Below are 14752 nucleotides of genomic sequence, written 5' to 3'. Positions count from 1 at the left end.
TTTCTCCTTGCTTCTCAGTCGCGTTTAAATGGGCGTTTGTATTGCCGTGAACCCTCCTTCCTACTCCTGTTGGCTCACTGGCTTGTTGTTTCCCTCTAATACGTTAACCATCACTCTTGTTGATAGAGCTTGCGGGTAACTCAGCGCGTACGCTGGCCTCGTGCAGCATGTGTACGGTGATTTTTCTGACTTCGTTACGTGATTCTTCAATGTGGGCACACAGCAGAATTTGTGCTTGCTCCACCTGGCGGTGCAGGATGGCTTCCAGCACTGCCTGGTGTTCGTTATAAGTGGCCTCCACTCGGGAGGGGCTGGTGAAATCCAGGCGCCGTATAATGCGTAGCCGCTCGGTGAGATCATGATGAATGCGTGCCATTTGATTGTTGCCGGTGCTTTCCACCAGTCGTTCGTGAAAATGTTCATCCATGCCGCTGACCACAGGGCCATCGGATAATCTTTGTGCCTTTTCTACACACCATTGGCTAACCAGATTATCCAGTTTGCTTAGTTCACCGCCGTGTTCGCATAGCTTGCGTACAGCGGCGCATTCGAGAACGGTGCGCACGTCGTATAATTCTTCGAAATATTTGAAGTCGAAGGGCTTGACCTGCCAACCGCTGCGATAGAGCACATCTACAAAGGTTTCCCGTTGTAATCGGAACAGGGCTTCTCGCACGGGGGTGCGTGATACACCCATCCGTTCGGCCACTTCGTTTTCACTGAAGCGGTCGCCGGGCATTAGCCGAAAATCAAACATGTCCTGCTTTAATTGCAGATAAATTTGTTCAGCCAGACGTTCGGTTTTTTTTCCCGCTCGCGTATTCATCTTTGATTCCTCAGGCCATCGCGGCGGTGTTGATGGCGATCACTGGATCGCGGGCGTTAATGATGGCTCCAGGCAGGCAATGCAGAACAATAACGTTGCCGCTGATGTGTGCATTGATCAGATGGCTGTGGCGGTCGCTGCTAGCGGCGTTCTGTGCCGTGAGACCGAATTCACAACGCTGTTTTGCAGCGGTTAGCGCCCCCCAGCGCCACGGCTTCATCAGTGTGTTTCCTGAGCGTTTGTCGCCACTTGCGCGATGTAGTTTCTCCAGCCGCCCAGTGCGGTAATGTCGGTGGCGTCCCCAATGGCCCAGGGTTCACAGATAAAGCCTTTCACCCAGCGACCGTCGGTGGTTTCCAGACTACCGATGCCCAGTGGGGCGGGGATTAAGCCGACAAAACTGCCGAAGTGCTTCATCGGCATTCGCCACAGCTCGATGGGAATGCAGTCACCCCCGTCTTTTTCGCTACGAATCAGCCCGGGTTTGGGCGGCACAGTGTTGGCCAGGGCGTAGAGCCGATAACAGGGCGCCGTGTGGGTGGCTTCGAGCAACACGCCGTCGCGTTCGGTGAGCTGGGTATTGAGGGGCATGCCGGAAAGGTGTGCGCCAACCACGGCGACAGTCATTACATCGTCCTCATCATCATTGGCCGCATGGGTCTGCGGCTTGGCCAGCCGCTGTCCGGTAGCGCCGGCCTGCCAGGGCTGGGCCTGCTGCCAGCGCCGGCCGAAGTCGGCCAGGGCGTGGTCCTGCCAAGCGGGGCCAATTAGGGTGACACCGCCGGGCAAGCCGTCTTCACGGAAGCCGCCGGGCAATGCCAGGGCGCACAGGTCCAAGAGGTTGACGAAATTGGTCCAGGTGCCTAGCTGGCTGTTCAGGGTGATGGGGTTGGCTTGCACGGCGGCGCGGGTGTAGATGCCGGGCGTAGTGGGGAGCAACAATGCATCAACCTGGGCCATTAGTGCTTCGGACTGCCGTTTCAATTCAGCCAGCTGGTACTGGGCCCGGAAACTGTCCGCTGCTGTCAGGGCGGCGGCGGGGGCGAGAATGTCACGAATTACTGGCAGCAAGGTGTAGGGGCTTTTTTGCAACAAGGGTTCGGTGACAATGAAACGTTCCGCCACCCAGGGGCCCTGATAGAGTAAAGCGGCGGCATCCTGCAACACCGTGGTGTCGATAGTGATCAGGTTGGCAATCTCTCTGAGCTGGTCCAGCTGTCGCTCCCACAGCTGTTGGGCTTGGCTATCCTCGAACCAGGGAAGGTCTTTGGGGATGCCGAGAGTCGGGCGTTCGGGGAGTCCGGTGGTTAGCAATCGGGGAGCTGCGCGGCTGTAAGGATCTGCGCTGTCGAACTGGCTGATGAGTCGAAAGATCTCTTGGGCATCGTCCACGTTCAGGGCAAAGATGCTGACGCAATCAAGGGTCCGGCAGGCAGGAACAACACCGTGGGTGCTAATGGCACCGCGGGTGGGCTTGAGGCCCACCGTGTTGGTGAACGCTGCAGGTACCCGGCCGGAACCGGCGGTATCGGTGCCCAGTGAAAAGGGTACCAGGCCCAGGCTCACGGCCGTGGCGGAACCTGAACTGGAGCCACCACTGAGGTAATCCGGGTTGAATGGATTGGGTACTTCGCCATAGGGGGAACGAGTGCCAACCAGACCGGTGGCAAACTGATCCAGATTGGTCTTGCCTACGACGATGGCGCCGGCGTCGCGCAGTAGTCGTACCACGGTGGCGTCTTCCGTCGGGGTGTAGGCGAATGCCGGGCAGGCTGCTGTTGTGGGCATGCCCACAACATCAATGTTGTCTTTCACGGCAAAGGGAATGCCATAGAGTGGCAGCGATGGATCCGTTAGCGCTTGCGCCTGGGCCGTCAAGGAAGCCTCATCCAGGAGATGGATCCACAGGGCGCGCTCACTATCCTGCAGAGTGGTGGCCAGTTGTTTCATGGCCTGTACCGGGGTGAGTTCACCGCTGCGGTAGGCCATCTGCCATTGTTGAAGAGTCCAGCCAATCATTCGTTAGCACACCTGGTTGTACACAAGTTGGTATTCTTATTTGTGCAAAGGGGGTGCCAGCCATGAAAAATATTTAACGCTTTGTTTTTACAGTAATTAATAAGGTTAATGTTGAGTGAAGAGAGCTATGTCCAGACACTGGGTGCGCTAATCTGATGCAGCTGCGCGGTATCGGTGCAGCCCCGCAGTGCCTTCCCTGACGGCGGCTGTGGGATGTATCAGCGATGACGATGAAAAGGACAGTAAGACTCTATTTCCCTTCTTTGGGAGGCCTTGGCATCGTTGTTGAACCGATTCAAGGACGTACAGCCCAGACCGGTTCGAGGTGGAGGGAAAAGAATGTCACAGCGTGCGTTGGTAGTGGAAGGCGGTGCCATGCGCGGTATTTTTGCTGCCGGGGTGTTGGATGCGTTTTTGGAAAAAAAACATCAGGATTTCGATTTCGCCGTGGGCGCGTCTGCCGGCTCGACCAATCTGATCGGCTATCTGGCAGGTAATCATGGCCGCAGCCGTCAAGTGATCACCGACCATGCCTGTCGACCGGACTTTATCAACTGGTCACGTTTTATGTCGGGTGGACATTTGTGTGATGTGCACTGGTTGTGGCACCAGTCTCGCATAGACGTGCCGTTGAATTTGGAGAGACATTGGCAGGGAAATACTTCTCTGTGGGTAGTGACTACCTCGATAGAAGACGGGGCGCCGCGTTATTTTCAGACCCAGCCGAGTAATTTAGATGAGGTAATCACCGCGTCCTGTTCTATTCCTTTTGCCTACCGAGACTTTCCCAAGGTGGCCGGCCACCCCATGACCGATGGCGGGCTAGCGGATTCCATTCCGGTGCGTTGGGCTTACGAACAGGGCGCGCGGGATATCACCGTGGTGTTGTCCCGCCCTCAGGGTTTCCGCAAACGCCCTAGTGCGTTGACGCCTTTATTAAAGCCTTGGGCTCGTGATATCCCCGCCTTTTATGAAGCCATGGCGAAACGTACAGATGTCTATAATAGAGCATTGGATTTTATTGACAGCCCGCCTGATGATTGTTGCCTCAATGTTATCGCCCCACCGATGCACTTCCCGGTGAATCGGTTGACCACCAATGTGGAAAAATTGCAGCAAGGATATCAGCAGGGGCATCGTGCGGGATTACAGTCGTTGGGGGTGGAGAAAGCAGTAGTGGGGTAATGTGCAAGCGCTTCACGCTGCAACAGGTTTTGCTTTCTACGTGGCGTAATCCTGCCAGGTCGAGCTAAAAGGTTTGGGCGTGGTGTTTTGTGAGCCAGGGCACTTCAAATAGTGTAGCGCCTAGCGCTCTTTCTCTTCGCAGTGCCAAACCCAGGCATCCAGCTCAATATGCTCAATACCGCGAAAATGATTCTCCATCATAAACTCGCGGCGGTCGCTGAGCATGGCGCGATTGCCGCCGGCTTTTTTGATGGCTCTGGTGAGCTTCTTGTTCACGTGGCGATCTATTCGCGCATCGCTGAACAACATGCCCCGCATTTTGCTGCCGGACGATACCGAAACCGCGCTTTTTTCTTCGCACTCCTGAGGGGCTTCGCGCAGTAGCCGTATTTTATCCGCCTGTGCTGCGAGGCAGGAGCCGAGTAGCAGAATCATCAGACAAAAACGCATGCTGTTTCCTGTTGTTATTATTGCGCTGCCATCTTGCAGGCCTGCCGGGCTTTGGCCACGTTTTCTTGTAAGTGGGCGGGGTTAATGGTGCCAGCAATGATACTGCTAACGCCGGCGATGCCAAGGATTTGGTCCAGACTTTCCTGTACCGGGTCATCAAGGGTGTCATTGAGGTGACCGCTGGCAAAGGCCTTCTTGATTAGGATGCCTTTTTGCCGGGCGGCGGCGTGCTCGATCACGGGGGCTTCGTCTTGCTGATGCAGGTTGTAGGTGACCATGGCCATGTCCGCGTGATTCAGGCTGGCGATGCCGCCAGCCACGGTTTTCGTGGACATGCCTGTGGCGCGGATCAGGCCGGCTTTTTTCAGGTCGTTGAGAGCGTCCAGAGTGCCCTTTTCGATGATTGCCAGGTCATTGCCGTCGGAGTGAATCAGCACGCAATCCAGATAGTCCGTGTTGAGCCGTTGCAGGCTACGTTCCACCGAGAAACGCACGTGTTCCGGTGAAAAATCAAAATGGCTGTCACCACTGTTGTTATCAAATTCTTCACCGACCTTGGTGACGATGACCCAGTCTTGGCGTTGGCTCATTAACTGACCGAGCCGCTGTTCACTGTGACCGTAGGCCGGCGCTGTGTCGATTAGGTTGATGCCCAAATCCTGTGCCTGAGCGAGTAGTTCTGTTACCGCACGATCATCGGGGATGGTGAAGCTGTTGGGGTACTTCACTCCCTTATCGCGGCCGATTTTCACTGTGCCCAAGCCCAGTGCACTGACGGTTAATCCTGTGTTGCCCAGTGGGCGCATGAAGGACATGATGCTTCCTTATTGGTGTCGCTGCAGGTCCGTTGCTAGCGGTGTGATGAGGAACGGTTGCAAGTTTTCGGTTCAGTAGCGACGCTGGACTTGTGTCCATTTAATGCTTGGGCGTCGCGCCCATGCCAGGTCAGTCTCGGGTTCGGGATGAAAAGATTATTCATCCTTCTCCTTTTTCCCTTTGCGCTTTAACGTTCAACTGACATTTGCGCAGCACCAACGACGCCTTGCTACAGTAATCATTAAAAACAGCGATGCCAGTACGGTACGCCCATGGGCGCCCGTTGAAGGGCTGGCGGTATCGTTAATGGCTCGCCGGGTTGAAGGCCCGTTTCTTCCACCAGCGCCATTACCCGGTCGCCTAGATCCGGCGCCAGGGTGAGTTTAGTGGGCCAGGCGATGATCAGGTTTTGATCCCGGCGGGCGTAGGCGTTATCCGGCTTGACCAGCGCATGTTGTTTGGGTTCGGCGCGGGTCACATCTAGGGTGGCGAATTGAGCGTTGCTAAAATCTAGCCAAGGGAAAAGGTGCGATAATTCTTCCCGACCGGCATGTAGTTGTTCTTCATCAGTACGCTCTACCCCCCGCTCTGCCAAGTCGCCGCCGAGGTACCACACCACCTTGCCGTCCGGACAATCGTGGGTGGTCACAGTGAGCACGGGTTTGTTGCTGGTGCCAACACAGTGGGCGTAAAGCCGATGGCCTTGGTCGTGTTTTACCAGCACCATTTTCAATGGCCGCAGCTGGCTGTGTTCCTGTTCCAAAAGGTGGGCGCGATGAGCGCCGTCAAGCAGAGCTGGGTTACCGTTGCCGGCGGCCAGCAGGGTCAGCCGTGGCTCAATGCGCTGGCCATTAATGGTGACGGCGCGCAGGCCGTCGTTATTCCATTCTAGAGTATCGCGCTGGGTATCGAACGCCAGTAGCCGGTCTCGGACCGGGGCGCTAAGGGTGTCGATCAATGATTCAGTGTCGATCACTAGGTCGTCGAGTTTATAGACGTTGCCTTTGAAAGCCTTATTGGCCAGCGCGCTGGGGAAATGGTCACGCTTGAGTTTTTCGATTCGGCCACGGAGCATCTTGCTAGCGAAAAAGTTAGTCATCCGTGAGGCCACTGATCCGCTGGACCACATGTGTTGAGTATCGCTGAGCACTTTCAGGTTGCGCAGGTCTACCGAGTCGGTGCCGGCCATGGCGGCACGCCAGCGATCCGGCATCTGGGCAATCGCTTCGGATTCGTTGGACAGGTTGCCGCTTAAGGCATACTTGAGGCCGCCGTGGATAATCCCCTGGCTCGCGAGGGTCTGGTCGCCACCAAGGCTGGCGGATTCCAGCAGTAGGCATTGGTAGCCGGCGGCGTGGAGCCGGTTTATTAGCCACAGGCCGGCAATGCCGCCACCAAAGACCACAATGTCTGGGTGGATTGTGTCGGGTTTTAGGGTCGAGTCACTCATGGCTCACCATCGTTGAACTGTGCGGCTATGCTAGCATAAGCAAGGCCGCTGGCACGCGCATCGGCGCTGACACAGACAAGATGGATCATGTGTTTTGGGCTGTGCGCGTTGCCCGTGTATTGCCTCTACATTGAGATAAGAGCCCCTATGCGAACTATTTATTCCGCCCTTTGGTATTTGCTGCTTCCCGCTCTTTTTCTGCGCTTGTGGCTGAGAGGTAGAAAAGCACCGGCTTATCGTTTGCGGTGGAAGGAGCGCATGGCGTGGGGGTACCGGTCCGGGATCTTGAAAAAAAGCCTTTGGGTGCATGCGGTGTCGGTGGGGGAAACATTGGCGGCGGCGCCGTTAATTGAGCGGTTGCTGGAAGACTACCCGGATGTGCCTTTACTGGTCACCACCACTACGCCCACTGGCTCAGAGCGGGTGCAGGCGTTGTTCGGGGGCCGGGTGACTCACGTTTATTGTCCTTGGGAATTGCCCACGGCGTTGAACCGTTTTATGCGCGCCTTTGATCCGCAACTGGTAATCGTGCTGGAAACCGAGCTGTGGCCGAATCTGTGTGCGGCGGTAAAGCGCCATGGCGCTAAACTGATGCTAATGAATGGGCGATTGTCGGAAAAAAGTTATCAGGGTTACGGCAAGTTGCCGCGGTTGATTCGCCCAATGATGGCACGCTTTGACGCGCTGGCAGTGCAGACACAAGTGGAAGCCGAGCGTTACATGGCGCTAGGGGCTTGGCCGGAACGGGTATATCCCATTGGCAGTGTGAAATTCGATATGACACTGGATGCAGCAGTGAAACAGGCTGCGGCGGCACTGCGCTCGTCGTTCGGTAACCGGCCGGTGTGGATCGCTGCCAGCACCCATCCCGGAGAGGACGCTCTGGTTTTGGCTGCCCATAAAGCATTGCGTGAACAGAGGCCCGAGGCGCTGTTAATCCTGGTGCCTCGACACCCGGAACGGTTTGCTGCAGTGGCCGATCAGATCCGTGAGGCAGGCTTGTCGGTGGCTCGGCGCAGCCAGCAGGAGTCGGCCGCCGGCGTGGATGTGTACTTGGCCGATACCATGGGTGAGCTGTTGATGTTGTTTGGCACCTGCGATGTGGCTTTTGTGGGCGGCTCTCTGGTGCCGGTAGGTGGGCATAATTTGTTGGAGCCGGCGGCTTGGCAGAAGCCGGTGCTCACCGGGCCGCATTTACATAATTTTACTGCTATTGGGCAGTTGCTTGATGATGCTGGCGGGCTCAGTGTGGTGGAGGATGCGCAATCGTTGGGGGCGACCTTGCTGGCCTTGCTGGATGACCCGGCACAATGCGCTCGGCAAGGCAAAGCTGCTGCCGGCGTGGTGGAAGCTAATCGAGGGGCGCTGGAAAAAGGGCTGCGGTTGGTTGCCATGGAGCTGAATACTGGACTTGGCCCTTCGGGTTAATGCGATCTGCTGTTTAGGTTGTGTACCTGCGCATGAATTTTTAGTGTGAAGGGCTGAACATCAACCGTCGGATTTTTCTCGCAAGTAAATATAAAAAAACCGCTGTCCGGTAACGGCTAGCGGTTTTTTTATATTTTACGATCCTGTTGACGGCAATCTCTGGCGCGGTGTTTGCCTCAGGTGGTTAGCGTCAATCGATGGACGAATTCTCCGGGACCATTTTTTCACTCTTACCGTCCAGATCCGGGTTGTAAAGGTCTAGGGGTTGTTCTGGTGCCAGCCAGTTATTCACCGCAGCGAGGTCTCCCTGCTGCAGGTCTCCGGTGGTGGATTTCAGGGTCAACGAGTTGATGATGTAGTCGTAGCGGGCATTGGCGTAATCACGTTCGGCGGCGAACAGGGCGCGCTGAGCATTGAGCACGTCGACCACATTACGGGTGCCCACTTCATAACCGGACTGGGTAGCATCCAGAGCAGAGCGAGTGGAGCGGATAGCCTGCTGGCGAGCCTTGATGCGCAGGGCGTCCGCTTCCACGGTGCGGTAAGCGCTACGGGTCTGTTGGACGATATCGCGTACGGCTTGATCGTATTGGTAATCTGCCGCATCTGCTCGCAGGTAGGCTTCTTTGCGGCGGCTGTTCAGGCCGCCCCCCTGGAACAGAGGCATGCTAACTTCAATGCCGATCTGTTTGGTTTCAGTATCGTAGAGTGAGCTGCTGCTGTAGAGTGAGCTGCTGCTTAAGCTGCCGGTTGACGATGAACTGTCTGGAGAGAGGTGGGAATGCTGATATTGTCCCACTAGTTGAACCTGAGGCAGCATGGTGCCCAGCTGACGTTTGGCCGTGTTTTCGGTTAGCTCGGTATTGTAGAGCGCGGCCAGCACTTGTGGATTTTGTGCTTTGGCTTTTTCAATCCAGTCGTTCATGTCCGTAGGCTGCGGGCCCTCCATGGGCAGTTCATTGCGCAGCTCTAGCAGGGTTGCCCATTTTTGGCCGGTGAGTGTTTCCAGCTGGTCACGGGCAATCTCGTATTGCTGGCGGGCGACAATCAGGTTGACCTGGGTCAGGTCGTAGGTTGCTTGCGCTTCCTCCACGTCGGTGGCCGGTACTAGGCCCACATCAAACCGCTCTTGGGTCTGTTCCAATTGGCGACCGATGGCCTTCTCTTCAGCTTTTGCCGATACCCAGGTATCCCAGGCACGCAGTACACCGAAGTAGCCTTGGGCGACGCGCAGCACAAAGTCTTGGCGAGCTTGTTCGAAGTTAGCCTGCGCGATATCGGTGCTGGACTGTGCTTCTTTATAGCCATACCAGGCATCAACACGGAACAGGGGCTGCGTTAGAGTGAAGGTGCTGACTTCGCTGCCGTAATTTTGCTCGTCGGGTGCGAGAGGAGGAGCGTCTTCGATTTCACGGTCGTTGTCGTAACGTCCGTAGCTGGCGGAGATGTTCGGGAACAGGGCGGCACGGCCTTGTACCATCAGCTCTTGGTCGGCATTCCAGTTCATCCGGGCAGAGCGCCAGGTACCATCGTAACTCCAGGCGGCGTTAGCGACTTGAGTGAGATCAGCGGCCTGTACGGCGCTGGCCAGTGAGGTAAGAAGAAGAACTAGGGACGTTGCCGGACTACGCTTCATTCTGGTGCACTCTTATTGTATGTCTGGTTGGTCATTATGGTACTGGCAAGTACAGAAAATTAACACTGCCTGTTTGGGCCAGTTCCGCGGTTGTTTGGCTGCTGGGCGCTGACGTATAGTGTCGCAATTCCTGAATTTCCTTTATTTTAGCCTCTGGAGGCCGACGTGCCAGACGATCAGCGCCCCATCGCCAACGCCATTGACGAATCTTGTCAGCCTATCGCCGGTTCACGAAAAATCTATGTCACGGGGTCGCGCCCGGATATTCGTGTGCCCATGCGGGAAATCCAGCAGCATCCGACCCCTTTGGCGGACGGAAAGTTCGAGGATAACCCACCGCTGTCGGTTTATGATACCTCTGGTCCTTATACCGACCCAGATACCTATATCGACATCCGTAAAGGGCTGAACCCAATTCGGGATGCCTGGATTGCTGAGCGTGATGACACCGAACAGCTGGCCGGGTTGACCAGTGAGTATGGTCGCAAGCGAGCCAATGATGTTGCCAAGGCAGGGCTACGCTTTGAGCACACTCGCATTCCTCGTCGTGCCCGTGCGGGCAAGAATGTTACCCAGATGCACTACGCGCGCCAGGGGATCATCACCCCGGAGATGGAATATATCGCCATCCGCGAGAATCAGCGCTTGCGTGAACATCGCGAAGCGGGCCTGCCTGTGAACCAGCATCCCGGCCAGAGTTTTGGTGCGGCGATTCCGGCGGAAATTACGCCGGAATTCGTCCGTGATGAAGTGGCCCGTGGTCGAGCAGTGATTCCGGTGAATATCAACCATCCGGAAATTGAGCCGATGATTATCGGCCGCAACTTTCTCACCAAGATCAACGCCAATATCGGCAACTCGGCGGTGACGTCCTCCATCGAGGAAGAGGTGTCGAAGATGACCTGGGCCACCCGTTGGGGCGGCGACACGGTGATGGACCTGTCCACCGGTGACAACATTCACGAAACCCGCGAGTGGATTCTGCGTAACTCGCCGGTGCCCATCGGTACGGTGCCGATCTATCAGGCGTTAGAAAAGGTTAACGGCGTAGCCGAAGACCTGACGTGGGAAATTTTCCGCGACACCTTAATCGAGCAGGCGGAGCAGGGGGTGAGCTACTTCACCATTCACGCGGGTGTGCTGCTGCGTTATGTGCCGATGACCGCTAATCGCGTTACCGGTATCGTCTCTCGGGGTGGTTCGATTATGGCTAAGTGGTGCCTGGCGCACCATGAAGAAAGCTTCCTCTACACCCATTTCGAAGATATCTGCGAAATCATGAAGGCCTACGACGTGACCTTCAGCCTGGGTGATGGTTTGCGTCCGGGTTCTTTGGCAGATGCCAACGATGAAGCCCAATTCAGCGAACTGCGCACTTTGGGCGAGCTGACCAAAATTGCCTGGAAGCATGATGTGCAGGTGATGATCGAAGGGCCGGGCCATGTGCCCATGCACATGATCAAAGCCAACATGGACGAGCAGCTGAAGCACTGCGGGGAAGCGCCGTTTTACACCCTTGGCCCGCTGACCATTGATATTTCTCCGGGTTATGACCACATTTCCAGTGCCATTGGCGCGGCCATGATCGGTTGGTATGGCACTGCCATGCTGTGCTACGTGACGCCCAAGGAGCACCTAGGGCTGCCGAACCGTGAAGACGTGAAAGAAGGCATCATCGCCTACAAGATTGCAGCCCATGCGGCGGATTTGGCGAAGGGTCACCCGGGAGCCCAGTTGCGCGATAATGCGCTGTCCAAGGCCCGCTTTGAGTTCCGCTGGGAAGACCAGTTCAACCTGGGGCTGGATCCGGATCGTGCCCGCGAGTATCACGATGAGACTCTGCCAAAGCAGGCCCACAAGGTGGCGCATTTCTGTTCCATGTGCGGGCCCAAGTTCTGTTCCATGAAGATCAGCCAAGAAGTCCGCGAGATCTATGGTGACGGCACCGCCCAGGTGGCTCAGGCTGAAGCGGGCATGGAAGAAAAATCTAAGGAGTTTCGAGAGCAGGGCTCCGCGCTATATCATGAGGCCCATGAGTAATCATTCGTTAACACCGCCATTTGGCCCTCAGGACGTGGAAGTGTTGGCGCGGGAGACCCCGTTCCAAGGCTTTTTCCGGGTGGATACCCTGACCCTGCGCCACAAGCACTATAACGGGGGCTGGGGCGAGCCTGTCCGCCGGGAATTGTTTGTGCGCCCACCGGCAGCGGCCGTGTTGCCCTATGACCCGGTGCGTGGCGAGATTTTGCTGGTGGAGCAGTTTCGAGTCGGCGCGCTGGAGTGGCGAGATACCCCTTGGTGCCTGGAGTTGATCGCGGGCATTGCAGACAAGGATGGCGAGAGCGCTGCCGACCTGATTCGTCGCGAAGCGGTGGAAGAGGCGGGGCTGACCTTGGGCACCCTGGAACCGATTGCCGCTTACATGCCCAGCCCGGGTGGTACCAATGAGCGCTTGCAGTTGTTTGTGGGCCATGCGGACTTGGCTGGTGCGGGTGGTATTTTTGGTTGTCCAGACGAAGGTGAAGACATTCGTGCCGTGACAATGAGTGCTGATGACATTCCTGCGTTATTGAATGGTGGCCAGGTAGATAACGCGGCCTCGCTGATTGCCCTGCAATGGTTGCTGTTGAATCGTGCCCGGTTGGATGCGGGTTGGGGAGGTAAGTGAGTCGCCGCGATCGCTACCAGCTGGATTTCCGTGCGCTGATGACTCAGTGCGAGGAAAACTATGCGCGGCTGTTGCCCTTGATGAAAGCGTTGGGGGAGCGTGACAGCATGGCTGTGGAAGTGGGCCATGATCACCATTCCCATACTTTGCAGATGAGCGTGTTGGAGCGTTCCCCCTATACCACTACGGTGCGCCTGGAGGATCAGGAGCTGCTGGCTACGCTGCCGGCGTCCCGCCTTACCGTGCGCATGTACCATGATGCGCGCCTAGCAGAAGTTACCGAAGCTCGACCTTTTCGGCGGGTAAATGCCCGTTATGCCTACCCCAATCGGAACATGCACCAGCGGGACGAGAAAGTGCAGTGGAACCGCTTTTTGGCAGAATGGTTGCGTCACCTACACGATCATGGCCGCGACAGTGGTCAAGCTTGGCGACAACAAGTCACCGGTGGCTGATTGCTTGCATGCTTTTAGTCAATAAACAACCTTTCGTGTCACGCTATGTGGAGAATTGGTAACCAATTCCTGCTCTTGGACATGTGTCCTAGAAAAGTGCCATCATCTTGGTTATAAGTGTCAAGCAGAGCTGTTCCGCGGTGCTGGGGAGTACAGGGAGGAACAGGCAAAAGACATTATATAAATAGTTAAGGGAGCGGGGATCTTGACGCAGCAGTTGCAACCCCTTCGCGTTGTGCAGTTGTCAGACTGCCATTTGTTTGCCGATCCGGAAGGTAAGCTGCTGGGCTTAAATACCCAATTCAGCCTGGACAAGGTGCTGGAACTAATCCGCAAGGAGCAACCCAATCCGGATCTGATTCTGGCCACCGGGGACCTGTCTCAGGATGCTTCCTACGAATCCTACCAACGCTTAGATCGCACTTTGTCGGGTTTTGATGTGCCCGTTTACTGGCTGGAAGGGAATCACGATAAGCCCGCTCCCATGTTGCAGGCGCTGGGTGCCCACCGCGAAAAAATGAGCCCCTGTGTGCTTAACGTGGGTAATTGGACCATCGTCATGCTCGACTCCACCATTCCTGGTGAGGTCCCAGGTGAGTTATTCGACGGGGATCTGTCATTCCTCGATAGTGCTTTGCGTGACGCCACCGGAGACCATCTGATGGTATGTCTGCATCATCACCCGGTACCGATGGAGTGTACTTGGTTGGATGCTCAGGTGGTGGGCAGTGCCGACAAATTTTTCCAAGTCATTGATCGCCATGAGCGAGTGCGTGCCATTATCTGGGGGCATGTGCACCAAGAATATGATAAGCACCGCAACGGCGTGCGGATGATGGCGGTGCCTAGCACCTGTGTGCAGTTCAAACCCAAAAGTGAAGACTTCGCAGTGGATGATGCCAGCCCCGGTTACCGTTGGCTGGACTTGCATCCGAATGGCCAGATCGACACGGCGGTGAGCCGGGTGGAGGGCATTCCCTTCGAGGTAGATTTCACCATCAAAGGGTATTGAGTTTAACGTTGGAAGTTGAAACGTGGGGTTAGGGCAGACCATTTATCGGTCATCTCTTCGCGTTGCAGGGATAATCTGAACAACGGGCACTCAAGAGATACTCTTGAGGATCACGCTCGTGCTTTTTAACTTTGAACTTGCAACTCTTCCCCATCCCGGCACACTTCCGGATAGTGCAGTCATCAGGAAAGATTATGCCGGTCCCCGAAACGTCTCTTATTTATATCCACGGTTTCAATAGCTCACCAGCATCCCATAAAGCCGGGTTGTTGCGATCAGTGTTTGAGCAAGCGGGCTGCCCGGAACGGTTGGTCGTGCCCGCATTGCCGCCTTCGCCAGTGCTAGCCATGGCGGAATTGGATGCAGCCATTGCTGGGGCTGGCCCGGTGGCCCTAGTGGGATCGTCGTTGGGCGGCTTCTACGCCACCTGGCTGGCGGAGCACCATGGTTTGAAGGCTGCAATCGTAAATCCTGCGGTAAGGCCGTGGCGACTACTGGACAAATACACAGGTATCCAGCATAACTACCATACTGGCGAAGCCTATCAGTTCGATCCGGCTTGGCTGGAGCAGTTGCGCCGCTATGAGGTAGCAGAGCTCACCCAGCCGGAAAATCTATTGTTGCTGACCCAGACGGGTGACGAAACCCTGGACTGGGAAGATGGCTGGGACTATTACGGCGACTGTCACCGTTATTGTGGCTTGGGTGGCAGTCACGGCTTTGATAACTTTGACGCCTTCATTCCGCTGATGCTGCGGTTTTGTGGGATTGAAATACACGCCTGATGCCCGACGCTAGGGGCGGGAC

14 protein-coding genes are annotated in these 14752 nt (G+C 56.2%); 7 read left to right on the top strand and 7 right to left on the bottom strand.

The annotated features are described in order from the left end of the window. Positions 1-103: 103 nt before the first annotated feature. Genes ABO_RS12815 through atzF form a run of 3 tightly spaced genes read right to left on the bottom strand, consistent with a single transcriptional unit; the run spans position 104 to position 2845 of the window. Positions 104-826, bottom strand: coding sequence for a GntR family transcriptional regulator (locus tag ABO_RS12815; RefSeq protein WP_011589780.1), 723 nt, complete (start codon positions 824-826; stop codon positions 104-106). 10 nt (positions 827-836) lie between these two features. Continuing rightward, positions 837-1046, bottom strand: coding sequence for a hypothetical protein (locus ABO_RS12810; protein ID WP_011589779.1), 210 nt, complete (start codon positions 1044-1046; stop codon positions 837-839). Beyond that, positions 1046-2845: an allophanate hydrolase gene (gene atzF / locus ABO_RS12805; protein ID WP_011589778.1), complete on the bottom strand. Its 1800-nt coding sequence runs from the start codon at positions 2843-2845 to the stop codon at positions 1046-1048. Before atzF ends, ABO_RS12810 begins: the two co-directional genes overlap by 1 nt. Positions 2846-3184: 339 nt before the next feature. On the opposite strand from atzF, the gene ABO_RS12800 reads away from it, so the two are divergent. Then, on the top strand, positions 3185-4030 hold the full coding sequence (locus ABO_RS12800; RefSeq protein ID WP_011589777.1) for a patatin-like phospholipase family protein: 846 nt from the start codon (positions 3185-3187) through the stop codon (positions 4028-4030). A gap of 120 nt (positions 4031-4150) precedes the next feature. Here the strand turns inward: ABO_RS12800 and ABO_RS12795 are convergent, their stop codons facing one another. The 3 genes from ABO_RS12795 to ABO_RS12785 form a co-directional block, all read right to left on the bottom strand. Beyond that, on the bottom strand, positions 4151-4480 hold the full coding sequence (locus ABO_RS12795; RefSeq protein WP_011589776.1) for a hypothetical protein: 330 nt from the start codon (positions 4478-4480) through the stop codon (positions 4151-4153). A 17-nt stretch (positions 4481-4497) separates the two neighbouring features. Further along, the gene (locus ABO_RS12790) at positions 4498-5295 is read right to left on the bottom strand and encodes an aldo/keto reductase (RefSeq protein WP_011589775.1); all 798 of its coding nucleotides are present in this window, start codon (positions 5293-5295) and stop codon (positions 4498-4500) included. Positions 5296-5537: 242 nt separating this feature from the next. Further along, positions 5538-6746, bottom strand: a complete 1209-nt coding sequence (locus ABO_RS12785) for an FAD-dependent oxidoreductase (protein WP_011589774.1) — start codon at positions 6744-6746, stop codon at positions 5538-5540. A gap of 147 nt (positions 6747-6893) precedes the next feature. Between ABO_RS12785 and waaA the strand changes: the two genes are divergently transcribed. Next, entirely contained in the window at positions 6894-8174 is a 1281-nt protein-coding gene (waaA, locus tag ABO_RS12780) for a lipid IV(A) 3-deoxy-D-manno-octulosonic acid transferase (RefSeq protein WP_011589773.1), read from the top strand. Between the two features lie 190 nt (positions 8175-8364). On the opposite strand, the gene ABO_RS12775 is transcribed toward waaA, so the two are convergent. Beyond that, positions 8365-9810 carry a TolC family outer membrane protein gene (locus ABO_RS12775; protein WP_011589772.1) on the bottom strand — a complete coding sequence of 482 codons (1446 nt, stop codon included), beginning with the start codon at positions 9808-9810 and terminating at the stop codon, positions 8365-8367. Positions 9811-9975: 165 nt separating this feature from the next. Here ABO_RS12775 and thiC point away from each other — a divergent pair, with 165 nt between their 5' ends. From thiC to ABO_RS12750, 5 genes are all read left to right on the top strand, one after another. Then, the gene (gene thiC, locus ABO_RS12770) at positions 9976-11850 is read left to right on the top strand and encodes a phosphomethylpyrimidine synthase ThiC (RefSeq protein WP_011589771.1); all 1875 of its coding nucleotides are present in this window, start codon (positions 9976-9978) and stop codon (positions 11848-11850) included. Then, the gene (locus ABO_RS12765) at positions 11843-12478 is read left to right on the top strand and encodes an NUDIX domain-containing protein (protein ID WP_035460053.1); all 636 of its coding nucleotides are present in this window, start codon (positions 11843-11845) and stop codon (positions 12476-12478) included. The genes thiC and ABO_RS12765 overlap by 8 nt, the downstream gene beginning before the upstream one ends. Continuing rightward, positions 12475-12933: a DUF1249 domain-containing protein gene (locus ABO_RS12760; RefSeq protein ID WP_011589769.1), complete on the top strand. Its 459-nt coding sequence runs from the start codon at positions 12475-12477 to the stop codon at positions 12931-12933. Before ABO_RS12765 ends, ABO_RS12760 begins: the two co-directional genes overlap by 4 nt. 205 nt (positions 12934-13138) lie before the next feature. Further along, entirely contained in the window at positions 13139-13945 is an 807-nt protein-coding gene (cpdA, locus tag ABO_RS12755) for a 3',5'-cyclic-AMP phosphodiesterase (RefSeq protein ID WP_011589768.1), read from the top strand. A gap of 194 nt (positions 13946-14139) precedes the next feature. Next, positions 14140-14730, top strand: a complete 591-nt coding sequence (locus ABO_RS12750; RefSeq protein ID WP_011589767.1) for a YqiA/YcfP family alpha/beta fold hydrolase — start codon at positions 14140-14142, stop codon at positions 14728-14730. Positions 14731-14752 lie beyond the last annotated feature (22 nt).

Origin of the sequence: Alcanivorax borkumensis SK2 (assembly GCF_000009365.1) — a bacterium.
In the GTDB taxonomy this organism is placed as follows: domain Bacteria; phylum Pseudomonadota; class Gammaproteobacteria; order Pseudomonadales; family Alcanivoracaceae; genus Alcanivorax; species Alcanivorax borkumensis.
The sequence above is the reverse complement of the archived record's forward strand: the minus strand, read 5'-3'. Positions and strand labels throughout refer to the sequence as shown.

Coding starts and splice junctions, on each gene's coding strand:
- ABO_RS12815 (WP_011589780.1), bottom strand. CDS start 826: ATGAATACGCGAGCGGGAAAAAAAACCGAACGTCTGGCTGAACAAATT.
- ABO_RS12810 (WP_011589779.1), bottom strand. CDS start 1,046: ATGAAGCCGTGGCGCTGGGGGGCGCTAACCGCTGCAAAACAGCGTTGT.
- atzF (WP_011589778.1), bottom strand. CDS start 2,845: ATGATTGGCTGGACTCTTCAACAATGGCAGATGGCCTACCGCAGCGGT.
- ABO_RS12800 (WP_011589777.1), top strand. CDS start 3,185: ATGTCACAGCGTGCGTTGGTAGTGGAAGGCGGTGCCATGCGCGGTATT.
- ABO_RS12795 (WP_011589776.1), bottom strand. CDS start 4,480: ATGCGTTTTTGTCTGATGATTCTGCTACTCGGCTCCTGCCTCGCAGCA.
- ABO_RS12790 (WP_011589775.1), bottom strand. CDS start 5,295: ATGTCCTTCATGCGCCCACTGGGCAACACAGGATTAACCGTCAGTGCA.
- ABO_RS12785 (WP_011589774.1), bottom strand. CDS start 6,746: ATGAGTGACTCGACCCTAAAACCCGACACAATCCACCCAGACATTGTG.
- waaA (WP_011589773.1), top strand. CDS start 6,894: ATGCGAACTATTTATTCCGCCCTTTGGTATTTGCTGCTTCCCGCTCTT.
- ABO_RS12775 (WP_011589772.1), bottom strand. CDS start 9,810: ATGAAGCGTAGTCCGGCAACGTCCCTAGTTCTTCTTCTTACCTCACTG.
- ABO_RS12765 (WP_035460053.1), top strand. CDS start 11,843: ATGAGTAATCATTCGTTAACACCGCCATTTGGCCCTCAGGACGTGGAA.
- ABO_RS12750 (WP_011589767.1), top strand. CDS start 14,140: ATGCCGGTCCCCGAAACGTCTCTTATTTATATCCACGGTTTCAATAGC.